Annotated in this window: 22 protein-coding genes; 10 read left to right on the top strand and 12 right to left on the bottom strand. The window is 66.7% G+C overall.

From position 1 onward, the window contains the following. Positions 1-14: 14 nt before the first annotated feature. Positions 15-1,073 carry an agmatinase gene (gene speB, locus E6C72_RS24000; RefSeq protein WP_109084127.1) on the top strand — a complete coding sequence of 353 codons (1,059 nt, stop codon included), beginning with the start codon at positions 15-17 and terminating at the stop codon, positions 1,071-1,073. 73 nt (positions 1,074-1,146) lie between these two features. On the opposite strand, the gene E6C72_RS23995 is transcribed toward speB, so the two are convergent. The 7 genes from E6C72_RS23995 to E6C72_RS23965 form a co-directional block, all read right to left on the bottom strand. Beyond that, positions 1,147-1,527: a ribbon-helix-helix domain-containing protein gene (locus E6C72_RS23995; RefSeq protein WP_109084128.1), complete on the bottom strand. Its 381-nt coding sequence runs from the start codon at positions 1,525-1,527 to the stop codon at positions 1,147-1,149. Between the two features lie 42 nt (positions 1,528-1,569). Continuing rightward, positions 1,570-3,675 carry a sigma-54-dependent Fis family transcriptional regulator gene (locus E6C72_RS23990; RefSeq protein WP_109084129.1) on the bottom strand — a complete coding sequence of 702 codons (2,106 nt, stop codon included), beginning with the start codon at positions 3,673-3,675 and terminating at the stop codon, positions 1,570-1,572. Positions 3,676-3,939: 264 nt separating this feature from the next. After that, on the bottom strand, positions 3,940-5,577 hold the full coding sequence (locus tag E6C72_RS23985) for a molecular chaperone GroEL (RefSeq protein WP_109084130.1): 1,638 nt from the start codon (positions 5,575-5,577) through the stop codon (positions 3,940-3,942). Between the two features lie 115 nt (positions 5,578-5,692). After that, the gene (locus E6C72_RS23980) at positions 5,693-6,049 is read right to left on the bottom strand and encodes an MmoB/DmpM family protein (protein ID WP_109084131.1); all 357 of its coding nucleotides are present in this window, start codon (positions 6,047-6,049) and stop codon (positions 5,693-5,695) included. Positions 6,050-6,085: 36 nt separating this feature from the next. Further along, positions 6,086-7,207 carry an aromatic/alkene monooxygenase hydroxylase subunit beta gene (locus tag E6C72_RS23975; protein WP_109084132.1) on the bottom strand — a complete coding sequence of 374 codons (1,122 nt, stop codon included), beginning with the start codon at positions 7,205-7,207 and terminating at the stop codon, positions 6,086-6,088. Positions 7,208-7,252: 45 nt separating this feature from the next. After that, entirely contained in the window at positions 7,253-8,311 is a 1,059-nt protein-coding gene (locus tag E6C72_RS23970; protein ID WP_109084133.1) for an NADH:ubiquinone reductase (Na(+)-transporting) subunit F, read from the bottom strand. A 90-nt stretch (positions 8,312-8,401) separates the two neighbouring features. After that, positions 8,402-10,066 carry an aromatic/alkene/methane monooxygenase hydroxylase/oxygenase subunit alpha gene (locus tag E6C72_RS23965; RefSeq protein ID WP_109084294.1) on the bottom strand — a complete coding sequence of 555 codons (1,665 nt, stop codon included), beginning with the start codon at positions 10,064-10,066 and terminating at the stop codon, positions 8,402-8,404. Positions 10,067-10,564: 498 nt separating this feature from the next. Here E6C72_RS23965 and E6C72_RS23960 point away from each other — a divergent pair, with 498 nt between their 5' ends. From E6C72_RS23960 to E6C72_RS23935, 6 genes are all read left to right on the top strand, one after another. Then, a complete protein-coding gene (locus E6C72_RS23960) occupies positions 10,565-10,957 on the top strand; it encodes a cytochrome c family protein (RefSeq protein WP_109084134.1) in 393 nt (130 codons plus the stop codon). Between the two features lie 32 nt (positions 10,958-10,989). Then, positions 10,990-11,385, top strand: coding sequence for a VOC family protein (locus E6C72_RS23955; RefSeq protein ID WP_109084135.1), 396 nt, complete (start codon positions 10,990-10,992; stop codon positions 11,383-11,385). A 62-nt stretch (positions 11,386-11,447) separates the two neighbouring features. Continuing rightward, positions 11,448-12,002 carry a twin-arginine translocation signal domain-containing protein gene (locus tag E6C72_RS23950; RefSeq protein WP_109084136.1) on the top strand — a complete coding sequence of 185 codons (555 nt, stop codon included), beginning with the start codon at positions 11,448-11,450 and terminating at the stop codon, positions 12,000-12,002. A gap of 54 nt (positions 12,003-12,056) precedes the next feature. Beyond that, the gene (locus E6C72_RS23945) at positions 12,057-13,628 is read left to right on the top strand and encodes a GMC family oxidoreductase (RefSeq protein ID WP_109084137.1); all 1,572 of its coding nucleotides are present in this window, start codon (positions 12,057-12,059) and stop codon (positions 13,626-13,628) included. Positions 13,629-13,816: 188 nt separating this feature from the next. Then, positions 13,817-14,812, top strand: coding sequence for a PDR/VanB family oxidoreductase (locus E6C72_RS23940; protein ID WP_169055283.1), 996 nt, complete (start codon positions 13,817-13,819; stop codon positions 14,810-14,812). A 34-nt stretch (positions 14,813-14,846) separates the two neighbouring features. Next, positions 14,847-15,272: a PAS domain S-box protein gene (locus E6C72_RS23935; RefSeq protein ID WP_109084138.1), complete on the top strand. Its 426-nt coding sequence runs from the start codon at positions 14,847-14,849 to the stop codon at positions 15,270-15,272. On the opposite strand, the gene E6C72_RS23930 is transcribed toward E6C72_RS23935, so the two are convergent. Then, positions 15,254-16,129, bottom strand: coding sequence for a helix-turn-helix transcriptional regulator (locus tag E6C72_RS23930; RefSeq protein ID WP_109084139.1), 876 nt, complete (start codon positions 16,127-16,129; stop codon positions 15,254-15,256). The two genes, E6C72_RS23935 and E6C72_RS23930, sit on opposite strands and share 19 nt — an antisense overlap. 103 nt (positions 16,130-16,232) lie before the next feature. On the opposite strand from E6C72_RS23930, the gene E6C72_RS23925 reads away from it, so the two are divergent. Further along, the gene (locus E6C72_RS23925) at positions 16,233-17,120 is read left to right on the top strand and encodes an SDR family oxidoreductase (protein ID WP_109084140.1); all 888 of its coding nucleotides are present in this window, start codon (positions 16,233-16,235) and stop codon (positions 17,118-17,120) included. A 9-nt stretch (positions 17,121-17,129) separates the two neighbouring features. Here the strand turns inward: E6C72_RS23925 and E6C72_RS23920 are convergent, their stop codons facing one another. Further along, positions 17,130-17,906 carry a helix-turn-helix domain-containing protein gene (locus E6C72_RS23920; RefSeq protein WP_109084141.1) on the bottom strand — a complete coding sequence of 259 codons (777 nt, stop codon included), beginning with the start codon at positions 17,904-17,906 and terminating at the stop codon, positions 17,130-17,132. A 153-nt stretch (positions 17,907-18,059) separates the two neighbouring features. Here E6C72_RS23920 and E6C72_RS23915 point away from each other — a divergent pair, with 153 nt between their 5' ends. Beyond that, positions 18,060-19,256 carry an MFS transporter gene (locus tag E6C72_RS23915; RefSeq protein ID WP_109084142.1) on the top strand — a complete coding sequence of 399 codons (1,197 nt, stop codon included), beginning with the start codon at positions 18,060-18,062 and terminating at the stop codon, positions 19,254-19,256. A gap of 49 nt (positions 19,257-19,305) precedes the next feature. On the opposite strand, the gene E6C72_RS23910 is transcribed toward E6C72_RS23915, so the two are convergent. After that, positions 19,306-20,181, bottom strand: coding sequence for an aldo/keto reductase family oxidoreductase (locus E6C72_RS23910; protein WP_109084143.1), 876 nt, complete (start codon positions 20,179-20,181; stop codon positions 19,306-19,308). 92 nt (positions 20,182-20,273) lie between these two features. On the opposite strand from E6C72_RS23910, the gene E6C72_RS23905 reads away from it, so the two are divergent. Beyond that, positions 20,274-21,182 (top strand): LysR family transcriptional regulator, encoded by a 909-nt coding sequence (locus tag E6C72_RS23905; RefSeq protein ID WP_109084144.1) that lies wholly within the window; start codon positions 20,274-20,276, stop codon positions 21,180-21,182. Positions 21,183-21,186: 4 nt separating this feature from the next. Here E6C72_RS23905 and E6C72_RS23900 read toward each other — a convergent pair whose 3' ends face one another. Further along, entirely contained in the window at positions 21,187-22,830 is a 1,644-nt protein-coding gene (locus tag E6C72_RS23900) for a response regulator (protein ID WP_158280108.1), read from the bottom strand. A 9-nt stretch (positions 22,831-22,839) separates the two neighbouring features. Next, the gene (locus E6C72_RS23895; protein ID WP_247875468.1) at positions 22,840-24,333 is read right to left on the bottom strand and encodes an ATPase domain-containing protein; all 1,494 of its coding nucleotides are present in this window, start codon (positions 24,331-24,333) and stop codon (positions 22,840-22,842) included. Positions 24,334-24,389: the final 56 nt, after the last annotated feature.

Raw genomic sequence — 24,389 nt, 5'->3', positions numbered from 1 at the left:
AGGGAGTTTGCGACATGGTTGACACTGTGAAACTGGCGCGCCTGCGCGAACGCTACGGCACCGCCTCGCCGGCCGATTTCTTCGATCCGCAGTTCCGGCAGGTGGCCGAAGCGGTTTTCCGCGGGGCCGAGGCGCCGCGCCAGCCCTATTGCGATGCCGGAACCCTGCTGGATGCGCCGCTGCGCACCGATCTGGCGGCGCTGCCGGACTTCGGCGGGCTGGACATCGCCCTGGTCGGGGTGCCGCTCGACCTTGGTGTGACCAACCGGGCCGGCTCCCGCTTCGGACCGCGGGCGCTGCGCAACACCGACCGCATCGGTCCCTACGACCATGTGCTGAAGCTGGCGCCGTCCACCCTGGTGGAGATCGCCGACATCGGCGACGTCCCCTTCGGCAACTATCTCAGCCACGACAGCTGCCATCTCGACATCCAGGCCTTCTATGCCCGGCTGGCCGATGCCGGCGTCGTCCCGCTGTCGGTCGGCGGCGACCATTCGATCACCGGCTCGATCCTGAAGAGCCTGGGCCGCGACCGGCCGGTCGGCCTGGTGCATTTCGACGCCCATTGCGACACCAGCGGGGTCGGCGACGGCGCCCGCTTCCACCACAGCGGTCCGTTCCGCACGGCGGTGCTCGACGGCGTGCTGGATCCGGACCGCACCATCCAGATCGGCATCCGCGGCAGCGCCGAGTTCTTCTGGGAATTCTCCTACGAGTCCGGCATGACCGTGCTACACGCCGAGGATGTCGAGGAGATGGGCGTCAAGGCGGTCATCGCGAAAGCCCGCGAGGTGGTCGGCGACGGCCCGGTCTATGTCTCCTTCGACGTCGATTGCCTCGATCCGGTCTATGCGCCCGGCACCGGCACGCCGGAGGTGGGTGGCCTGACCTCGCGCGAGGCTCTGGCGATCCTGCGCGGTCTGGACGGGCTGGATGTCGTCGGTGCCGACGTGGTGGAGGTGGCGCCGCAATATGACCCGACCAGCAACACCGCCCAGGTCGGCGCGCAGATCCTGTTCGAGGAGCTGTGCCTCGCCACCCGCGCCCTGCGGAACCGTCGGCAGGCGCGCTGATCATTGCCGAGACCCCTGACCGACCGGGGATGCCGCCACGGCCGGTCAGGAATCCTAGGGCAACGCCATGGCTTCATGGCCTGTCGGATTGACGGCCATCCCGCCAGAGTGAAACGACGGATGTGCTGTCACCGATCAAGGATGGCTCGGAACCGTCCGGGGTTTCGGCTACCTTCGCTGGCAGCGACTTATGCGGCTTCATCGACAGATAGCGGACACAACTCACGCGCAGGAAGGATGCGAGGTTCTGAACCGCCCCATGCGCCTCCATCACCTCGTCGTACAGTGACAGGATCAGGCGGTTCGTCGTGGTCCCCTGATCCGCGGCGATGTCGGCGAGGACGTTCCAGAACAGGTTCTCAAGACGGATGCTGGTGACCATGCCGTGGATGCGCACCGAGCGTGACCGCGCCTCATACAGGATCGGATCGGTGTTGACGAAAATCTGGCACATGCGCCACCCTTTCCCTGGTCCCTTTTTCCCCTGATCCGGCTTTCAGGCCGCCGTGCTTCTGGCCGCCATGCTCTTGGTGGCCATGCGTCTGGCTGTCGTGCGCTCGATGCCATGCTGGCTCATCTTGCGGTACAGCGTGCTGCGCGAAATGCCCAGGGCCGCCGCCGCATCCGACAGGTTCCCGCCGGTCGCCGCGATCACGTCCTCGATGGCGCGCTGTTCGGTAACCGTCAGCGACATGACGGGCAGGGGCGGCGATGCCAGCAGCGGCCAGCCCTCTGCACTCACCCCTGTTCCCACCTCCGCCCCCACGCAGCCGCAGGCGTCGCGCACCTCGTCCGGCAGGTCGTCGATACCGACAAGCCCGCTGGTGGACAGCAGGACCGCGCGCTCGACCGCATTGCGCAGTTCCCGGACATTGCCCGGCCAGCCATAACGTTGCAGCAGTTCCAGCGCCTCCGCGGTGAAGCGGACGGGCGCCCGGCCATGCCGCTCAGACAGCAGGCCGTTGAAATGGGAGATCAGGCGCGGAACATCACCATGCCGTTCCCGCAAGGGCGGCACCCGCAGCGCCGTAACGGCGAGGCGGTGATAGAGGTCGCGGCGGAAGCGGCCGGCGGCGACCTCCTGGCGCAAATTCCGGTTGGTCATGGCGAGCAGCCGCACCGACACCCGGCGCGGGACATTGTCGCCGATGCGGTACAGCACGCCCTCCTCCAGCACCCGCAGCAGATAGGGTTGGAGGTCGAGCGGCAATTCGCCGATCTCGTCCAGACACAGCGTGCCGCCGTCCGCCAGCTCGAATCGGCCGATCCGCCCCTCCGCCGCCGCGCCGGTGAAGGCGCCACGCACATAGCCGAACAGCTCGCTGCCCAGCATCTCGCGCGAGACGGCCCCGCAATTGAACGGCACGAAGGGACCGCCGGCCGCCGCGCCGTGACCATGGACGGCACGCGCGAACAGTTCCTTGCCGACCCCGGTCTCCCCCTCGATCAGGATGGGCACCGGCAGCGGCGCCAGACGTTCCCCCTGTCCGATCACGGCGCGCAGGCTGTCGCTGTCCCCCACGATGTCGGCGAAGCGGCAGCGGCTGTGATCGGATTCGTCCGGCACGGCACGGCGCCCGGCCGATGGGCGGGCCGATGCGGCGGTGGGAATGACCAGCAGTGTCCCCCGACGTTCTCCATCCAGCATCAGCGGCCGGACCCAGTCGGCCGGAACCGGCAGTCGGCCCTCCGCCCTGCCCCCGGCATCCCCCCCCATTCCCGGAATAGGCAGCCTCGTCCCACGGCTCAACTGCGGCAGGTCGGATCCCAGGGTGGCCTTCAGCAGATGCGCCGCCTTGCGGCTCGCATAGAGAAGACGCCCTCGGGCATCGAGGGCTATCAGCCCCTCGCCGGCATATCTCTGGCTGTCCTCCAGACAGGCCTCCAGAAGCCGCACATGTTCGGCCTCCGTCTGGCGGGCGAGATTCCATTCGACCTGCCGGGCGGCGACCACGGCCAGGGCCAGCGCCTGTCCGCTGAAGCTCTGCTTCAGGCCGGAGATGTCGAGCAGACCGACGACCGATCCGTCGACCGGGTCGTGGATCGGCGCCCCGGCGCAGCTCCACCCCTTGATACCGGCACAGTAATGCTCCGCCGCCTGGACCAGCACCGGCTGCTTTGAGGCGAGCGCCGTGCCGATGCCGTTGGTCCCGGCACAGCTTTCGCCCCACTGGCCGCCGCAGGCCAGACTGATGTCGCGTGCCGCGTTCAGCGTGGCGCGGTCGCCGGCGGCTTCCAGCACTATGCCGTTGGCATCGGTGATGAGCATGACCGTCCGCGTTCCGGCCAGCAGGTCCGCCGCCTCCGCCAGGGTCGAGGCCGCCGCCTGAAGCAGGTCGCGGTTGTCGCGGCGCAGGGCTTCGATGTGGTCGCCGCCGACCACCGGGGCGGCGTCCGCCCGCGCGTCGACCAGAAAGCTCTGACATCGCGCCCAGGATCGGATGACGACGTCGCGGACCGGCAGATTGTCCCGCCGCGAGCCGGAAACGAAATCCTCCCACGCTTTCATCGTGGCCGTTTCACCATCCACCAGCGCGTGGAACGCCGGTGCGGACGGTGCAACGGCCAGACGGCCGATGCCAGCCCGTTCGTTGGACAACATGCTCCCTCCCTACTTCCCGGCGTTTTTGCCCGGTGTCTTTGATGCTGTTCCCAGCACCGATTGTGTTTTGGTCAAAGCCCTTCAGGACCAGAGTCAGTCTGGACAGGGATGCGGAGATTCGCCCGGCATTCCTCCGCGCCAATGATTGTTTGTATAGTACACATAAGCCGAACCGAGGCGGGAGCGGTAGTAGCGGATTACTCTATGGCTTTTTTCCTGCCTTTCTCCCCGAAGGTGGAGGTGAGGTTTTGCGGCCGGGCGGGATCAGGTCCGCCCATAGCGCTCCATTCCACCGCCGCGGGCCGGGCCGGCGGTGGGATCGACATCGTCGGGGATGTCGGCGATCAGGGTATGGGTGGTCAGCACCAGCTTGGCGACCGACACCGCGTTCAGCAATGCCAGCGTGGTGACCTTGACCGGATCGATGATCCCCGCGGCGAACAGATCGCCGAACCGGCCGGTGCGGGCATCGAAGCCGGATCCGTCGGGAAGTTCGGTGATCCGGGCGGCGACACCGGCCCCGTCCAGCCCGCCATTCTCGGCGATGCAGACCAGGGGCTGGAGCATTGCCCGCTGCACCAGCCTTACCCCGGCCTTCTCGCCCTCCCCCACATCTGCGGCCAGCCGGTCGAGCAGCGGGGCGATGCGGGCCAGCGCGGTGCCGCCGCCGGGAACCACCCCGTCGGCCAGCGCGGCACGGGCGGCGGCCAGCGAATCCTCCAGAAGCTGGGCGGTGCGTTTCTGTTCCACCGGCGTGGCGCCGCCGACCTCGATCAGGGCGGTGCCGTGCGTCAGCTTCGCCAGCCGCTGGGACAGCTTGTCCCGCTCGATGTTGGGGGGCGCCTCCTCCCACTGGCGCTGCACCAGGGCGCGGCGGGCAGCGAGCGCATCAGGATCGCCATGGCCGCGCAGGATTGTGGTGCGGCCGGCGGACACCTCGATGCGGCCGGCGCCCCCCAGATCCGCAGCCGTCACACTATCGAGGCGACCGCCCAGATCGCGTGCAATCACGCGCCCGCCGGTCAGGATCGCGATGTCCTCCATCGTCGCCTGACGCCAGTGGCCGAATTCCGGGGGATTGATCGCCACCACCGTGGCGCGCCCGTCGCGGCGCAAGGCCATCAGTGCCGCCACGACCTCCGGCGCAACGCTGTCGGCGATGACCAGCAGCGGGCGCTCGTCGTCAATCCGCCCGATCAGGCGCAGGACCGGTTCCGGATCGGTGATTTTATGATCGGTCATCAGGATGCGGGGCCACTCCAGCACCGCGGTCTGGCCGGTCGGCTCGGTCGCCATGTGGTGGGACAGGAAGCCGCGGTCCAGCACCATGCCCTCCAGCACATGCAGCGCCGTCGGCGCGCCCGGCTGGCCGTATTCGATGTCGATCACCCCTTCCATCCCGACCCGGCGCAGGGCATCCGCCACCAGCCGGCCGAGCACCGGATCGGTCGCTGCGACGGTCGCCACCTGCTCCAGCCGGGGATGGCCATCCAGCGGACGGGCCATATGGCGAAGCTGATCGACGACGAAGCCGCAGGCCCGCTCCATCCCCTCGACGAGTTCGACCGAGCCATGCCCGTCCGCCAGCACGGCGACGCCGTCCTGGATCAGCGCGTCGGCCAGCACGGTGGCGGTGGTGGTGCCGTCGCCAGCCACGTCGTTGGTCTGTTTCGAGACCTCGCGCACCACCTGGGCGCCCATATTCTCGAAACGGCAGGGCAATTCGATTTCGGCGGCGATGCTGACGCCGTCGCGGGAGATCATCGGCGTGCCGATGGGACGGTCGATGATCGCGTTGGTCCCCTTAGGCCCCAGCGTGCCACGCACCGCCAGCGCCAGCTTGCCCACCCCACGGGCAAGCGCGGCCCGCGCCTCGGCACGGTGCAGCATCATCTTCGGCATGGCGTCTGTCCCTCCCATTCTTGATTTTGCGGATTTGAAAAAGAGGCGGAGCCCGCTGGACCTGTTACGAACCCCGCCTTCCCGAGATCATTTGCCCGAGATCATTGGCGCAAGGTCACTCGTAGGCCAGCGCATCGTCCATGTTGCCGAAGAGGACGACCGTGTCCTCATCGATCATGACCATGCGGCCATAGTGGGTGGAGGTGGAGATCTCGAAGATGTGCGGGGTCATCTCGCGACCCAGCGCCTCGCCGATCTCGCTCATCCTGAACTCGATCCTGCCCTCGCCGTCGATGCGGATCATTGCCGGCAGATAGGTCACGGTGATGCCGGGCTTGCTCTCCATCACTTCGGCGATGCAGCGCGCCTCGACGCTGTCGTTCATCGTCACGCCGCACTGGTGCGAGATGGTGGCTTCCTGCGTGATGTCCCTCAGCGGCTTGAAAAGCTGCTGCACGGTGGTGACGCTCATGGTTTTCGTCCTCTTGTGGCGGAGATGCGGGAAGGATCACTCGGCCGCGGCGTCGGTGACCGCAGGAGCCGGCTGCCCAACCTCCACCGGCGGCAGGGCCGGCAGGTCGGCGTCGATGCCGATCTCGCGCCCGATGGCGGCGACGCGGCCGCGAGCCCGCTCGAAGGCATCCGCGAAGCCCGCCGCCTTGACACGCGGGAGCGACCACAGCGGCTGCAACTGCAAGGCCGCCTTAACCGCCAGCCCGCCATGGTGGGTGAACCAGCTTTGCAGCATGGTCCGGTTGTCCTGCCCATGCGCCGGGTCGCGCAGCAGCAGGGCGAAAAGCTCCACCGCGTTGGCGAGGTTCCGCTCATAATCGGCCTCGGCCGCCGAGATCACGGACGGAGTGGAGAAATCGTTCTGGGCAGCCGCCACCTGCATGACGAAGCCGCTGCGGAACAACTCGCCGACCAACGGCTCGAAGACGAGGTTGACGGCGAAATACTGCTCCAGGAAGTCGGTGGCGGCACGGATATGCTCCACCGCCTCGCGGCAGGGCTGCCAGATCGGGTCGTCCATCCAGTGCGCCTTGCCGGCATCCAGGTCGAAGCCGCCGATGTCGCTGCCGACCTCGGCCAGATAGAGCGTCAGATCCTGGGCGAAGCGCAGCTTGTACGAGGCGTTGGTCAGGATGGCGTTGTTGACCATCTGGGTATAGCCATAGCGCTGCGCCCGCATCAGCGCGGTGCCCAGGCCATATTCGGCATGCTTGAAGGCGCCGACATGGTTCTGGAGCACGGCGACCCAGGCCTTGTCGAAGCGCTGGGGAGCCCCGGCGCGGCGCGCGTTCTCCACCACATTCTGGATCATGCCGACGATGGTGGACTGGCGCTGATAATGGGTGCGTTCCCATTCCTGGTCGGGGGCGCGGAAGCCGTGCCAGTCCGTGCATTTCAGCGCGGTCCAGTCCTTGGAATATGTGGGCGTGCCATCACCGAAGGAGATGATCCAGTTCTGGAGAAGATAGCGCTCCGGATCGGGCTGGACGTCGACCGTCACGTCCTCGTAGTGGGTGGCCTTGCGGCCCTTCGGCTCGAAGTAATTGTAACGGCGGCTGTCGGAGCCCGGAAAGACCTTGGCCCCGGCGGCTGCGGATGTGGCTTCCTGCATGGTCATCGTCGTTCCTCCCGTGTTTGCATAAGCCCACCTCAGCGACCCGCCTCAGCGGGTCGCAGGGGTGAATTTGTCGAAATAGACGCGCGCGGACTCGATGCCGGCCATCTGCAGGACAGGCAGCACCGCGTCGATCATCGGCGGCGGCCCGCAGGAAAAGACATCGGCCTCCTCCACCTCATCCATGTCGGAGAGGTGCCGGCGCAACACCTCGTGGATGAAGCCGGTCTCGCCGGTCCAGCCGTCGCCCTCCTCGGCATGCGACAGGGCGGGAATGAAGGCGAAGTCCGGCAGGCTGCGTGCGAACTCCTCGAACTGATCGAGGTGGAACAGGTCGCGGCGGCTGCGGGCACCGTAGAAGAAGCGCACCGGCCGCGTCTCGCCGCTGGCGGCCTGATCGCGCAAGATAGACAGCAGCGGCGCCATGCCCGACCCGCCGCCGACCAGGATCATCGGCCCCTCCCGCCCCTCGCGGCGGAAACAGGTACCGTAGGGACCGCGCACGTTCACCCGGTCGCCGACCGAGAGGCCGCCGTCCAATTGGCGCGAGAAGGCGCCGTCCGGGTATTTCTTGATGATGAACTCAAGCCGGTTGCCGTCCGCCGGCGGGTTGCCCATCGAGAAGGAGCGGGTCAGGCCGATGCCGGGCAACGTGATGTCGACATATTGCCCGGCCCAGAACTTCATCGGCTGGTCGAGGTCCAGCGCGATGGCGACGATGTCGTGGGTCAGCGGCTGCACCGCCGCCAGCCGCGCGGTGAAGTCCTTCACCGGAATGGAGCGGGACAGCAGATCCTCGTCGTAATTCAGCAGTTCCACCGCCACGTCGCTGTAGGCCAGCGAGCGGCACAGAAGGATGTGGTTGCTGTCGCGCTCCGGATCGGAGAGCGCGAAGGTGGAGTATTTCAGCATCTCCACGTCGCCGTCGATCAGCAGGCATTTGCAGGCGGAGCATTGCCCCTCCTTGCAGCCATGCATCAGCGAGACGCCCTGACGGAAGGCCGCGTCGAGGATGGTTTCCCCTTCCGCGACCTCCATTTCGATGCCGACCGGCTCAAGCCGCACCGTGTGGATGGCCGGACTGTTCTGTAGCGCTTGTGCGGTCATGGTCTGTCGATCTCCGCGGTGATGTCCGCAGGGGGGCCCGTTCCCCCTCTCCAGCAGGAAAGGGGGCGGCCCAGATAGAGGGTCGGGGACTCAGACCCGGCGGATCTTGAAGCCCTTGCGGTACTCTTCGACATGCGCCTGACGCTGTTGCGGCGTCATTTCGCGCAGCGCCAGCAGCGGGCTGCGGATGGTGTGGCCGCGTACATGGTCGAGAGTCCACATGTCCTTCTCCTCGAAGGACAGATGCGGCTGGGCGATCAGCGTCTTCCCGTCGGGGCGGACGAAGCCCATGTCCTGGATGGCGTCGGCGAGATCCCAGCCGTCATAGACCTCCTCCCACTGGCGCCGACCGGAGAAGCGGCCCATCGCCGGGGTCGGACGCCCCTGATATTCGGCGGCGAACGCCTCCTTGTGGGTCCAGCGGTCGACCTCGGAGGCGTAGGTGAACAGCTCGCCATCCACCTCGTCGATCGTGAAATCCTCGCGGATGACGCAGGGCACCAGGCTCGACCAGCAGCGGTGCGGATAGACGTAGCCGGTGTCTGCGAAGGTGATCGGCACGCTGCCCGGCTTGCTGAGCTTGGCGTAATTCTCCCACCAGACACCGAACTCGTCGTACCAGCCCGGATACTTGCTCTCGAACCATTCGAAATCGCGTTCGGTCATCGCCTCGATGCGCCAGAAATTGGCCCACCAGCCGGCGGAAAAGAACTGGGCGATCTTGTGGACGTAGTTCTTCTTGACGATGCTGTCGAAGGCTTCGTGGACGTCGTCATGGTGGATCTTGATGCCGTACTTCTCCAGCGGCAGCAGGTAGGTGCGGTAATAGTCCTCGAAGATCCAGCGGTGCCACAGCTCGGCGTAGGATTCCTTGTTCTTGTCGCGGTGCTTGGTGCCGTATTCGATGATCGTGCCGATGGCGGCGTCGACGATCATGTGGTTCTGCCAGAAGGAATAGCGGATGTCGCGTTCCAGCAGCAGATGGTTGTCCGGCTCCTTCAGCACCGACATCAGCATGGAATGGCCATTGCCGATGTGGCGGGATTCGTCGCTCTGCACCGACAGGAAGACAGTGGGCAGGGCATAGTCGCCATTGCGCGCCGCCTCCGACGGCATGGCGACGAACAGGGTGTTGGTGAAGGCGGTCTCGGCCACGACCTGCAGATAGATGTTCGACGCGGTGATGGCGTCGCCGGTCAGGAAGGCTTCACCGAACTGCCGGCCGATGGTGGTGGCGTAGCATTTGCCGAACGCCTTCTCGGTGATGTCGAAGCCAGCCGGGTCGATGTAGTTCTCCATGTACCATTTCTTCAGGTTCATCTGGATCGTCGAGTGCCGGAACTCGTCGATCATCTGCATGGTGAAGCCGGTGCGCAGGTCGTCGCCCGGCGCCAGCTGGCCCAGCGTCGCCATCGACCGCGCCGCCGAGATCTCGGGGAACGGGATGATCGCCAGGAACAGCTTCATCCATTCGATCCAGCGCGGCTCGACATTGCGGAACATGTCGCCGCGCAGGGCCGCGTCCAGCGCGCCATAGACGCGGTTGTCCTTCTCCTCCTGCATCGGGAAGTAGGAGCGCAGGACCTGTTTCATCGGGTCGCGCGGCGCCTTGGAGATCTTGTAGTCGGTCGGGAAAGCCATCGCCTCCTTGACGTAGGACGGCGTCCAGCCGAGATCGGCGACGCGGCGGGCCGCCTCGCCGATGCCGATGCCCTTCTGGCTGGTGATCTTGTTCAGCGTCAATCCATCCGGCATGTCGTCTCTCCCCATGATTTTGATGATGGTGATCCAGACCTGAAGGATCGCGTCGGCCGCATATGCCGGATGACGGGACATCGGCAGTTTTGTGGGCGGGATCGGCCAGACCAGCACCGGCGCAACGGCGCGGCGATAAAGATCTGCGGCTTCAGGCCGTTTGCGACCGCCAAACCGGGGGCGGCTGCAACGCCCATCCCATAAAGCAACCGGCATGCCAGAACGCCGGAGCCCGCCGGTTTGATGATTTCAAAGAAGATCCGTATAACATACCGTCTCATAATGGGACGATCTGTCGCGCCGCAGTGTCCCAAAATGAAACAGTTGGAACAGCGCCTTCCCACGACACCGCACAAAACCCGCCTTTCCCCTTATCCGGCGCGGCTTTGCACAGCGTGGCACGCCCCTTGCTCCATCCCGGTCGACGGCGCCGCACCGGCCGGTCCGATGTACCGGCGCCCACGCTTTCGAGAGGATCTTCAAACGATGAGGCATGCGATGCACGCGAGGATGTCGCCGCACCGCTGGGTGATGTTGCTGCTCCTTCTGTCCATTCCTTTTTCGCCCTTCATGCGGAAATCGGCGGCCGCGGATGGCGAGACGCTGTTCCGCCAGCAATGTGGAACCTGCCATTCGGTGAAGAAGGACGACGGGCCGCGCGCCGGGCCGCCGCTCTACGGCGTCATCGGCCGCAAGGCCGGCAGCGTCAACGGCTTCGACTATTCCGATGCGCTGCGCGGTGCCGGCTTCGCCTGGGACGCCGGCCATCTGGAGAACTGGCTGACCAACTCCAACCAGTTCGTTCCCGGCAGCTACATGAACTACCACCAGGACGACGGCGCCATCCGCAAGAGCATCGTCCAGTTCCTGGAAACCAGCGCCAAACGGTAACGCCGGCCCTCACCGACATCGCAGGAGGCATCATGGCAAAGATCATCCACATGATGGTGCGCGTCCTCGACGAACAGCGGTCGCTGGACTTCTACGCCGGGGCCTTCGGGCTGGAACCGGCCGAGCGGCTGGGCTTCGACGGCTTCACGCTGATCTACCTGCGCAACGCCGAGAACGACATGGAGTTGGAGCTGACCGTCAACCACGACCGGACCGCGCCCTACACCCACGGCGACGGCTACGGCCACATGGCGGTGGCGGTGGACGATCTGGACGGCGAGCACGCCCGGATGTCGGCCCTGGGCCTCCCGGTGACCCCGGTGAAGGAGTTCGCCCCCGGCGGCACCCTGCTGGCCCGCTTCTTCTTCGTCACCGATCCGGACGGCTACAAGACCGAGGTCCTGCAACGCCACGGCCGCTACCGCTGACGCCGGACATCAACAACAACCGAACCCAACAACAACCAACTCATGGGAAGGAGACGTCGATCATGCGCGTTCTCGACAAACGGACACGGCTCAACAGGCGGAACTTTCTGAAGACGTCCGCCGCGTCAGTGGCGGCGGCCGGTGCGGTTTCCGGCGGTATGGTGACGATTGGCGCGACCCCGGCCTGGGCCGAGGGGTTGACCGCCATCAAGCCCGATGCTGCCAAGACCCTGCTGGTGATGGTACGCGACCTCTATCCGCACGACCGGCTGGGCGATGCCTATTACGAGACGGCGTTGGCCTCGATGGATCAGGCGGCGGCGAAGGACGCCACCCTGGCAGGCCAGCTGAACGAGGGGGCGGTGGCCCTCGACACCGCCGCGCGCAAGCTGCGCAACGCACCCTACGCCGCCATCAAGGCCGAGGCGGACCGTGTCGCCGTGCTGAAATCCATCGAGACCACGCCCTTCTTCCGCAAGGTCCGCGGCGACATGGTGGTCGCCCTCTACAACCAGCCGGAGGTGTGGGCGAAGCTCGGCTACGAAGGGGCGTCAGCCGAATATGGCGGCTACATCCATCGCGGCTTCGACGATCTGGACTGGATCAAGGACGCCTGACGGCGCCACCCGTCTGCCGCACTGAACGCCCGAAAAAATGGGGAGGACCGAGACATGGTTGCGAAATTCGCGATGGATGACGACAGCGTCGTGGTGGTGATCGGATCGGGGGCCGGCGGCGGCACCCTGGCGAACGAACTGGCCCAGAAGGGCATCAAGGTCGTCTGCCTGGAGGCCGGCGGGCGCCACGAAATCCAGGATTTCGTGAACGACGAGTGGAAGAGCTTTTCCCAGATCTCCTGGCTGGACAAGCGCACGACGTCCGGCAGCTGGCGGGTGGCGAAGGACTTCCCCAACCTGCCGGCCTGGATCGTCAAGGCTGTCGGCGGCTCCACCGTCCATTGGGCCGGCGCCTCGCTGCGCTTCCAGGAACACGAGTTCAAGGCGCGCACGACCTATGGCGCGGTGGAAGGCGCCAACCTGCTCGACTGGCCGGTGACGCTGGCGGAGATGGAGCCCTATTACGACAAGGCCGAGTTCAAAATGGGGACGACCGGCACCAACGGCATCCCGCGCCTGCCCGGCAACAACAATTACAAGGTTCTGGCGGCCGGCGCCAAGAAGCTGGGCTACAACGAGTTCCACACCGGCAACATGTCGATCAACAGCAAGCCGCGCGACGGCCGCGGTTCCTGCCAGCAGATCGGTTTCTGTTTCCAGGGCTGCAAGTCGGGGGCGAAATGGTCGACGCTCTACACCGAAATCCCCAAGGGCGAGGCCACCGGCAACCTGGAGGTCCGGCCGAACGCCCAGGTGCTGAAGATCGAGCATGACGCGAAGGGCAGGGTCAACGGCGTGCTCTATGCCGACAGCACCGGCGCCATGCACCGGCAGAAGGCCCGCATCGTCGCGGTCGCCGGCAACTCGATCGAAAGCCCGCGCCTGCTGCTGAACTCGGCATCGACGATGTTCCCGGACGGGCTGGCGAACTCGTCGGGTCAGGTCGGGCGCAACTACATGCGGCACATGACCGGCTCGGTCTATGGTCTGTTCGACCGGCCGGTGCACATGTATCGCGGCACCACCATGGCCGGCATCATCCGCGACGAATCCCGCTTCGACCCGCGGCGCGGCTTCGTCGGCGGCTACGAGATGGAAACGCTGTCGCTCGGCGTGCCCTTCATGGCGGCCTTCCTCGATCCGGGAGCCTGGGGCCGCGACTTCAGCTCGGCGCTGGACGCCTACGACCATATCGCCGGCATGTGGCTGGTGGGGGAGGACATGCCGCGCGAGACCAACCGCGTCACCCTGCACGCGACGGAGAAGGACAAGTTCGGCCTGCCGATCCCCAACGTCAATTTCGATGACCATCCCAACGACATCGCCATGCGCACCCATGCCTATGGCCGCGGCTCGGCGGTCTATGACGCGGTGGGAGCGGTCAGGACCATCCACACCCCGCCCTACCCCTCCACCCACAATCTCGGCACCAACCGGATGAGCGCCAACGCCCGCGACGGCGTCGTCAACAAATGGGGGCAGGCGCATGACGTGAAGAACCTGTTCGTGTCGGACGGCAGCCAGTTCACCAGCGGAGCGTCGGAAAACCCGACCCTGACCATCGTCGCGCTGGCGATCCGGCAGGCCGACCATATCGCCGACCAGATGTCCAAGCGCGAAATCTGACAGGTCCGCAAGAACCGCCCATCCCCGGCGTGAAGGCGCCGGGGATGGGCGGTTCTTGTGCGGCCGCTCGGGACGGCTCCGGGTTGGCGCCGATATTTCCGCTTGACCTGAAGTTAACTTGAGGTTTTACGCTGCCCGCATTGGATCTGGCATACCATACTCCGCCGACAAACCTTGCAGGCAGACCGATGAGCAGTATTCAGCCGGGAACGCCCGGACATTCGCCGCCCGGACATTCGCCGAAGACGCCATGGACGCTGCGCGTGCACCGTCTGGAGCCGATCACGCCGCAAGTCCGGCTGGTCGAACTGCGCGATCCCGACGAACGACTGTTGCCGCCAGCCGAGCCGGGCGCCCACATCGACCTGCATCTGCCGGACGGCGCGGTGCGGTCCTATTCGCTGTGCGGCGACCCGGCGGACCGCCATGCCTACCGCATCGCCGTGCTGAACGTGCCGGGCGGCCGGGGATCGGGCTTCATCCACGGGGAGCTGGAACCGGGCACCGACCTCGCCATCTCCGCTCCCCGCAACAATTTCCGTTTCGACGACGCGCCGCGTTATCTGTTCATCGCCGGCGGCATCGGCATCACCCCGCTGTTGCCGATGATCCGCAAGGCGGCGGAACGCGGGGCGGACTGGGTCCTGCATTACTGCGTGCGCAGCGCATCGGCGGCGCCCTTTCTCGACGATCTCCGCGCCCTGCCCCATGGTCGGGTCGAACTGCATGCCGCCGACGAAGGCGACCGGCTGGCGGTGGAGGCGCTGCTGGCGTCCACGCCCACCAATATCCCGATCTATTGCTGTGGCCCACAGCGGCTGATGGAGGCGGTCGCGGCTGCCGCCCAGCCGGCTCAGGATGTCCGTTTCGAGTGGTTCACGCCGCGTGTCGAGCCGGCCCGTCAGGTTGTGCCGGACGAAAGCTTCGAGGTGGTCTGCGCCCGGTCCGGCGTGACCGTCACGGTGCCGGCGGGGACTGGCATTCTGGACTCGCTCCATGCTGCGGGCGTCGAGGCCGATTCCTCCTGCGAGCAGGGCATCTGCGGCACCTGCGAGACGACGGTGCTGGAGGGCGAGCCCGACCACCGCGACAGCGTCCTGTCAGACGCCGAGCGCGCCGCCGGCAAGACGATGATGCTGTGCGTCTCGCGTGCCCGAAGCGCAAGATTGGTGTTGGACATTTGACGCATCGCCAAGAACCGATCACAGGGAGATTCTGATGAACGAGGAAGAGTTGCGGCAGCTGGGGCTGGCGCTTTTGAACAGCCCGGCCGAGGCCATCGCCTATTCCGACCGGGAAGGCGTCATCCGCTTCTGGAACGCGGGCGCCGAGCGGGTGTTCGGCTTCACCGCCGATGAGGCGATCGGCCAATCGCTGGACATCATCATCCCCGAGCGGCAGCGCCAGCGCCATTGGGAGGGCTATGACGAAGTGATGAAATCGGGGGTCAGCCGTTATGGCAGCGGCGACCTGCTGTCGGTGCCGGCGACGCGCAAGGATGGCAGCCGCATCTCAGTGGAGTTCACCATCGTGCCGCTGAAGGACGCCGACGGCGCCATGCTGGGAATGGCCGCCGTCATGCGCGACGTCTCCGCCCGCTTCGAGGAGTTGAAGACCCTGCGCCGTCAGGCGGCAGGACGCTGAGACGGCGCATCCGCGCCTGGTCCCGCCGGGTCTCTCTGCGCGACCATGGCCCGGATGCGGTCCTTGATCCGGTCGTCCAGCGGGTTGTAAACCAGCAGCCCCAGGTCCGGACGGCCATCGACGGCGAAGGCGGAATACTCCATCTCGACGGCGCCGAGTTCGGGGTGCTGGAGCTGCTTCACCCCCTCGCTCGGCGCATAGACGTCGTTCTCGTTCCAGAACCGGGCGAAGTCGGCGCTCGTCCGGCACAACTCCTCGACGAGATCGGCGATCTCCTTCACCGCCCCGGCCCGTGCGGCATCGACGCGGAAGGCGCCGACCAGATGCCGCGCCATGCCTTCCCAATCCCTCTGCTTGGCGCGGATCGCCGGGTTGCCGAACACCAGACGCAGGATGTTGCGCTGGTCGGGGGGAAGCGTGGCGTAATCGGTCAGCACCACCGCGGCGGCCCGGTTCCAGGCCAGCACGTCCCAGGTCGCCGTCTTGATGAAGGCCGGGCAGGCATCGAAGGACTCCAGCAGGCGTTGCAGTCGCGGGCTGACGCCCTGCACCGGCCGGTAGCGCATCTCCGGCGGTCGGCCCAGCGCCAGGATGAACAGATGCTCCCGCTCCAGATCGGTCAGCATCAGGCCGCCGGCGATCCGGTCCAGTACATCGGCCGACGGCGCCCCGCCCCGCCCCTGTTCAAGCCACGTGTACCAGGTCGGGCTGATGTTGGCGCGCTGCGCCACCTCCTCCCGCCGCAGTCCCGGCGTACGCCGCCGGCCGGTGAAACCGAAGGCCGCCGGATCGAGCCGCGTCCGGCGGTCGCGCAGGAAGGCGGCCAGAGTGTTGGCCTGCTTGGTGTCGGGCTGCATGGATGGATCCTGGTAGCCACTATACTAGGAAAACGCCACTACTTTAACAGGATATCACGGTACCGCAGAGTGGGGGCTATGCAATTGGAAAGGTGATTTTCCCATGCGTATTTTCCTCACCGGCGCCACCGGTTTCATCGGCCGCGCCGTGCTGTCAGACCTTCTGCAAGCCGGCCATCAGGTGGTCGGCATGATCCGGTCCGCCGAAGGCGCCCGCGCGCTGGAAGCTGCCGGGGCCGAGCCGCACCACGGCACGCTGGAGGATCCGGCAAGCATCCAGGGTGGCGCCGAAAAGGCCGATGCGGTGATCCACACCGCCTTCGACCATGATTTCTCGCGCTTCGCCGAGAATTGCGACAAGGACCGCCGGGTGATCGGCGCGCTGGGCGCGGTGCTGAAGGGCTCCGACCGCCCGCTGCTGATCACCTCGGGTGTCGGGATCGGCGGAGCCGGCCACGGCCGGTTGGCCCGCGAGGACGTTTTCGACGACGCCCATCCCAATCCGCGCATCGCGTCGGAGCGGGCCGGCAACGAGCTGCTGGATGCCGGCGTCAATGTCGGGGTGATGCGGCTGCCGCAGGTGCACGATACGGAAAAGCAGGGGCTGATCACCCCGCTGATCGGCATCTTCCGTGAAAAGGGCGTCGCCGCCTACATCGGGGAGGGACGCAACCGCTGGTCCGCCGGTCATTTGAGTGATGTCGCCCGTCTCTATCGTCTGGCGATCGAGAAAGCGGAGCCCGGCGCCCGTTACCATGCGGTCGGCGAGGAAGGGGTCGAGACCCGCGAGATCGTGGAAACACTGGCGCGCGGTCTGAAAATCCCGGCGGTCTCCGTCCCGCAGGCACAGGCGGTCGAGCATTTCGGCTGGATGGCGATGTTCGCCGGCATCGATCTGGCGGCGTCCAGCGCTCTCACGCGAGCGAAACTCGGCTGGCACCCGCAGGGCCCCGGCCTCATCGCCGATCTTGAGGCGATGCGCCATGCCTGACAGGAAAGGTCAGTCCGCCCCCTTCAGATAGGCGCGCGGCGAGGAGCCCAGCACCCGCTTGAACATCGCGGTGAAGGCGGCGGGGTTGTCATAGCCGAGGTCGAGAGCGACTGCGGTGACGGCTTCCCCCGCCACCAGCCGCGGCAGGGCGGCGGCCAGGCAGGCCTGCTGACGCCATTCCAGGAAACTCAGCCCGGTTTCCCGGCGGAACAGCCGGGTGAAGGCGCGCCGGCTGACGCCCAGTTCGTCGCACCACTGCTCGATCGTCTCGTGCACCGCCGGCTTCTGAAGGAAGCGTCGGCAGCGCCCGGCCAGCGCTTGGTTCGTCGGAAACGGCACGGTCAGGGGTTGGGCCGGCAGATGCAGCATCTCGTAGCGGATCAGCGCCATCACCGCCCCCTCATGGCTGTCCGGGTCATAGTCGGCCGGGACATCGACGGCGCGGGCGATCAGGCTTCGGATGAAGGGCGACAGCCCGACGACCTGACAGCGGTCAGGCATGCCTTCGGTCAGGTCCGGGTCCAGAAACAGGCTGTGGGTGGTCACCGCCCCGATCATGCGGACCTCGTGCAGGATGCCGGGCGGGATCCACAGGCCGAAATCGGGCGGCACCACCCAACGGCCCTGCGGCGTCGACATGATCAGCACCCCGGTGATGCCGGAAATCAGCTGCCCGCGCCGGTGCCGGTGGAGCGGCAGAGTGCCGCCGTCCGGATAGTCATGGGTGGTGGCGAGCAACGGCCGCTGGACTTCATCGATCTCGTCGACCCGAACATTCCTGACCATGGCCCAAACTCGTAGAAAACTGGCCTGACCGCGGTGGCGGGCCTTCTCTGCCGACCGTAGGCTTACGGTGCAATCAACGCAACAAAGCCGGGCTAACCGCACCGCCGATCAACGGTGCGGACGCCCGAGGCGGAGAGAAGAGGGCATACCCCCGTGACCGACACCACCCTGAGCCGGTCCAATGCCGGTTCGACGGCCTTTTCCATCCTGGCCGCGATCAGCGCCTGCCACCTGCTCAACGACATGATCCAGTCGCTGCTGCCGGCGGTCTATCCGATCCTGAAGGACGAGTTCGGCCTCAGCTTCGCCCAGCTCGGCCTGCTGACCTTCGTCTATCAGCTGACGGCATCGCTTCTCCAACCGCTGGTCGGGCTGTTCACCGACCGCAAGCCGATGCCCTATTCGCTGGTCTTCGGCATGGGCTCCACCCTGCTCGGGCTGCTCACCCTGGCCTGGGCGCCCGGTTTTCCGGCGCTGCTGGCCGGCGGGATGCTGCTGGGCTTCGGGTCGTCCGTCTTCCATCCGGAAGCGTCGCGCATCGCCCGGCAGGCTTCGGGCGGCGCCCACGGGCTGGCCCAGTCGTTGTTCCAGGTCGGCGGCAATCTCGGCTCCGCACTCGGCCCCCTGCTGGCCGCCTTCATCATCCTGCCCCACGGCCAGGGCAGCCTCAGCTGGTTCGGGTTCGCCGCGTTGACCGGCATGGTGGTGATGGTGCGGCTGGGAAGCTGGCAGCGCCGGAATGCCAAGCCCCGCAAGACCAGCGGCCGGGCGGCGACGCAGCACGCCCACCTGTCCAGCCGGCAGGTCGGCCGGGCCGTCGCCATCCTGATCGCGCTGATCGTGTCCAAATACGTCTATCTGGCCAGCATCACCAGCTACTACATCTTCTATCTGATCGACCGCTTCGGGTTGTCTACCGGCGATGCCCAGCTCTGCCTGTTCGTCTTCTTGGCGGCGGTCGCCGCCGGGACGGTGATCGGCGGCCCGGTGGGCGACCGCATCGGCCGCAAAACGGTGATCTGGGTCTCGATCCTCGGCATCCTGCCCTTCACGCTGGCCCTGCCCTATGTCGGCCTGACGGCGACGGTGGTTCTCAGCGCCGTGATCGGGCTGGCGCTGGCATCGGCCTTCCCCGCCATCGTGGTCTATGCGCAGGAACTGCTTCCCGGCCGGGTCGGCATGGTGTCGGGCCTGTTCTTCGGGCTGGCCTTCGGCGTGGCCGGCATCGGTGCGGCGGGTCTGGGTGTCGTGGCGGACTGGCGCGGCATCGGCTTCGTCTATAGCGCCTGCTCCTTCCTGCCGCTGCTCGGGCTGTTGACCATCTTCCTGCCGAATGTGGAGCGCCGGTAACACACGTCGAGGCAAGGGGAGCGCGCACGCTCTCCTTGCCCACCGACCATCATGCCGCCTTGCCCAGGCCGTCCAGCGAGGCGAGGGCATCGGCGGGCAGGACCACATCCGCCGCCGCCAGATTTTCCCGCAGATGCTTGACCGAGGATGTCCCCGGGATCAGCAGGATGTTGGGTGACCGCTTCAGCAGCCAGGCGAGCGCCACCTGCATCGGCGTCGCCCCGAGCCGCCGGGCGACATCGGACAGCAGACCGGACTGGATCGGCGAGAAACCACCGAGCGGGAAGAAGGGCACATAGGCGATCCCCTGTGCGGCGAGATCGTCGATCACCGCATCGTCGGCCCGATGCACCAGATTATAATGGTTCTGCACGCAGACGATGTCGCAGAGGCGCCGCCCCTCCTCCACCTGCCGCGCCGTGGCGTTGCTGAGCCCGATGTGACGGATCAGCCCCTGCTGCTGAAGCTCGGCAAGCACGCTCAGTTCCCGTTCGACCGGGCCTTCCGCCGGGGCATGGCCATGATCGCCCCACAGCCGCATATTGACGACGTCGAGCACGTCGAGGCCGAGATTGCGCAGATTGTCATGCACCGCCTGCCGCAGCTCCTCGGGAGACGCCGCCGGGAGCCAGGACGCGTCCGCACCGCGCCGTCCGCCGACCTTGGTCACGATCAGCAGATCGTCCGGATAGGGCGCCAGCGCCTCGCGGATCAGCTGGTTGGTGACATGCGGGCCATAGAAGTCGCTGGTGTCGATGTGGTTCACGCCAGCCTCGACGGCATGGCGCAGAACGGCGATCGCGGCGTCGCGGTCCTTCGGCGGACCGAAGACGCCGGGGCCGGCAAGCTGCATGGCGCCATAGCCGAGCCGGCGGACGACCTTGCCGCCAAAGGTGAAGCTGCCGGAATTATCGATGTCGGGCATGATGACCTCCGTGATGGTGTCGCCAATCTAGGCACCATCCAGCCGATCGATTAGTCTGCACAATCAGAACGGCCCGTGCGGATTTCCGAACAATGCAGCATGACCTGGGAGACCTGAACGCCTTCGTCGCGGTGGCCCGCGCCCGCGGTTTTCGCGAGGCGGCGAAGGGAGGCAATGTCAGCGCCTCCTCTCTCAGCGAAGCGGTGCGACGGCTGGAGGCGCAGTTCGGCGTCCGGCTGTTCAACCGGACCACCCGCAGCGTGGTGCCGACGGAGGCGGGCGAACGCCTGCTGGCCCGGCTGGAGCCCGCCCTGCGCGAGGTGGATGCCGCTCTCGACGTGGTGAACGGCTACCGCGACCAGGTGGCGGGCACCCTTCGCCTCAATGTCCCGGTCAGCGTGGCGCGGTTGGTGCTGCCGTCGATCCTGCCGTCCTTCCATGCCGCCTATCCCGAGATCCGGGTGGAGGTGATGGGCGAGGACAGCTTCGTCGATGTCCTGGCCGCCGGATGCGATGCCGGCATCCGTTATGACGAGCGGCTGGAGCAGGACATGATCGCGGTTCCCATCGGTCCCCGCCGCCAGCGCTTCGCGGCTGCAGCCTCACCCTCCTATCTCGACGCACACGGACGGCCGGGCCATCCGCGCGACCTGATGACCCACGCCTGCATGCGCGGCCGCTTCGCCAGCGGCGCCATGCCGCTGTGGGAATTCGAGCGCGATGGGGAGTTGATCAAGCTCGACCCTACCGGGCCGCTGGTGGTTGGGCCGGGTGGAATCATGGAGCTCGCCATCGATGCCGCCATCGGCGGCGTCGGTGTCGTTTACCTGTTCGAGCAATGGCTGCGCCCGCATCTGGACAGCGGTACGCTGGAACCCGTGCTCGAATCCTGGTGGCCGTCCTTTTCCGGGCCATTCCTCTATTATCCGGGACGGCGTCTGGTGCCGGCCCCCTTGCGGGCCTTCCTGGATTTCATCAGGACCAGAGCCGTCGCCCGATAAGCCGTCACCCTGGTTCCTCGGCCGGGAGCATGGCCGCCAGTTGGTCGGCGATCTGGTGCGGCGAGAAGGGCTTGCGCAGCAGGCGCACGGCCTCCCCCAAATCCGGCGTGTCGGCATAGCCGGTGACGATCAGCGCCGGCATCCCCGGACGCAGCTGCCGGACATTGCGCACCACCTCGGCCCCGTTCATGCCGGGCATGGCGAAGTCCGTGACCAGGGCGTCCACCTCCGCGCCGTCGCGCAGCAGGGCCAGGGCGCTCTCGCCGCTCTCCGCCTCGATGATCCGGTGACCCAGGCTTTCCAGCAGCGCCATCGTCCCCATCCGCACGATGGCGTCGTCCTCCACCAGCAGGATGGTTCGGCCATGACCGTGTTCGACCACGGTGACCGTCAGCTCCGGCCGGCCGGCCACGGCCGCGACGCTGGGCAGATAGAGGGTTATGACCGTTCCGCCACCGGGGGTGCTGTCGATGCGGACACCGCCGCCGGACTGGGTCGCCATGCCCTGGACCATCGACAGCCCAAGTCCCGATCCCTTGTCGAGCGGCTTGGTGGTGAAGAAGGGCTCGAAGACATGCGGCAGCACCGACGGATCGATGCCGGTGCCGGTGTCCGCCACCCGGACCGCCACATAGGTCCCCGGCTGCAACTCCGCCAACCCGTCCGGCGGCCTGCCCGCGTCTCCACCAGCAATCTCGGCGACAAAGGCCGTCAGGGACAGCCGCCCACCGGCCGGCATGGCGTCGCGGGCATTGATGGCAAGGTTCAGGATGGCGGATTCAAGCTGCGCCCGGTCGATCAGCGCCGCCGGAAGTCCAGGCGGCACCTCGATCATGACGCTGATCTGGCCGCCCAGGGAGCGTTCCAGAAGGGAACTCATGCCGGTCAGCAGCTCTCCCAAATCGGTGGGCTCGGGCATCAGCGTCTGGCGACGGGCGAAGGACAGCAGCGACTGGGTCAGCCGAGAACCGCGCTCGATCGAGCGGTTGGCCGCCTCGAACAGCTCGCGCGGGATGCCGTCGGGAACCGTGGGGGCCAGCACGGCAAGGCAGCTGACGATGCCCTGGAGCAGGTTGTTGAAGTCATGCGCCACACCGCCGGTCAGCTGCCCCAGCGCCTCCATCTTCTGCGCCTGATGCAGCTGGTCCTCCGCCCGCCGTCGATCGGCCATCTCGGCCTGCAAGTCCCGCGTCCGCTCCGCCACCCGTTCCTCCAGCCGGCTGGTGGCCTGGGTGATCTCCTCCAAGTGGCTGCGGGTACGGTACTGGCGCTCCCTGCTGCGCAAGGCGGCCTGCGCCGCACTCTGCAATGCCTCGCGATGCAGCGGACGGTCCAGCAGCGTGACGTTGCCGAGCGACTGGAAGAAGGCCTGCCGGCCCCGCCCGGCCTGACGGCTGCGCCGCGCGGTCAGGATCACGATGGGCAGGTCGGACCAGCGCGGCTGCGCCTCCAGCCATGCGCCCAGCGGCCCGATGTCGGTCAGCGCCCCTTCGGAAAGCACCAGCGCCGTGGTCCCGTCGCCAAGGCCGCGGCAAAGCTCCGGCAGATCGGCGCAGGGCCGCGCCGCCAGACCGATCTCGGCCAGCACCGAACCGATCACCTCGGCATCCCGGCCCTCGGGCGCCAGAACAAGGATGGACCCGCGCATCGGCATCGCTCACCCGGCTTCGCCCCGACCATTGAGCAGCGGTTCCGCCGGGCCCCGATAGTCCGGCACCCCCGTCAGCACGCCGCGGAAGTCCATCAGGCGCGGCCCCACCTGCATTCCGTCCGGGAACAGGCGGAACTCGCGGATCGACAGTTCGTGGATGCCGGTGCGCTTCTTGACCACGGAGATCGCCTTGCGCACTTCGCCCCCGGCCTCGAAGAAGCGCAGCAGGACCACCGTGTCGCTCATGAAGGACAGATCCACCGGATTCTGCACGTCGCCGATGATTCCCTGCTGGGCCAGGACCAGGATGGTCACCACGCCCTTGTTGTTCAGATAGGTCAGCAGCTCGTGCATCTGGAGCGTCAGCGCCTTCTCCTCCGGCATGGTGCTGAGATAGGAGTTCAGGCTGTCGATCACGACGATGCGGGCGCCGCGGTCCTCGACCTCGCGGCGGACCTGCCAGACGAATTGCCCGGGCGACAGGCGGGACGGGTTGGCGCGCTGCCAGCCGACCCGGTTCTGCTCGACCGCATCCTTGATGTCGATGCCGAGCGCAATGCTGCGCAACTCCAGAGTCTTGAAATTCTCGTCGAAGGAGAAGTAGGCGGCGTGCTCGCCGCGCTTGAATGCCGCGGTGACATATTGCAGCGCGATCGACGATTTGCCGACGCCCGACGGCCCCACCAGCATCGTGGTGGTGCCGTGCGTCAGGCCACCGCCCATCAGCTCGTCCAGGGCTGGCAGGCCGCTTTCCATGGTGGCCGGCTCGAAGTCGCTCCTGTGCTCCTCGGCGATCAGGCTGGGGAAGACCAGGACATTGGATCTGGTGATGGCGAAATCATGCCAGCCGCTCTGGTAATCCGCCCCCCGCATCTTGGCGATGCGCAGCCGCCGCCGCGCCGCGCCATAGGTGCGTTCGATCTGTTCCAGCACGATCACGCTGTGCGCCAGACTGTGCAGATCGGTCGTGCCGTCCTGATGGGTCAGGTCATCGAGGATCAGAGTGGTGCAGCGGCGGCCCTGGAGGAACTGCTTCAGGGCCAGGATCTGCCGGCGGTAGCTGAGCTGGTCCTGGGCGAGCAGCCGCAGTTCCGACACCGTGTCGATCACGAGAATTTCCGGATTTTCCCGCTCGATGCGGTCGATGATCAGACGAATGGTCTCGCCAAGCTCGACCTCGGACGGGTAGAGCACGCTCTGCTGGCGATCCAGCTGCGCTTCGATGGGCACGATGTCGAACACCGGAAAGCCGTCAAGCGACCAGCCGTGGCTGGCGGCGGTCGTCTCCAGCTCCGCCGCGTTTTCCGACAGGGTGATGTACAGCCCTTTCCTGCCGTCGCTGCGCGCCTGGATCAGAAGCTGCAAGGCAATGGTCGTCTTGCCCGTGCCGGGTGCGCCCTCCAGAAGATGTATTCGTCCTCGCGGCAACCCGCCGCGCAAAATCAGATCGAATTCGGGAATTCCGGTCTGCACTTTCTCGATCGGGATCGGCTTGGGCACCAACGGCTCCTTGGGTTCCATCTCCCCAGACAAACACGGCACAACAAAAATGTTCC

The organism is Azospirillum sp. TSH100, from assembly GCF_004923295.1.
In the GTDB taxonomy this organism is placed as follows: Bacteria; Pseudomonadota; Alphaproteobacteria; order Azospirillales; family Azospirillaceae; genus Azospirillum.
The sequence above is the reverse complement of the archived record's forward strand: the minus strand, read 5'-3'. Positions and strand labels throughout refer to the sequence as shown.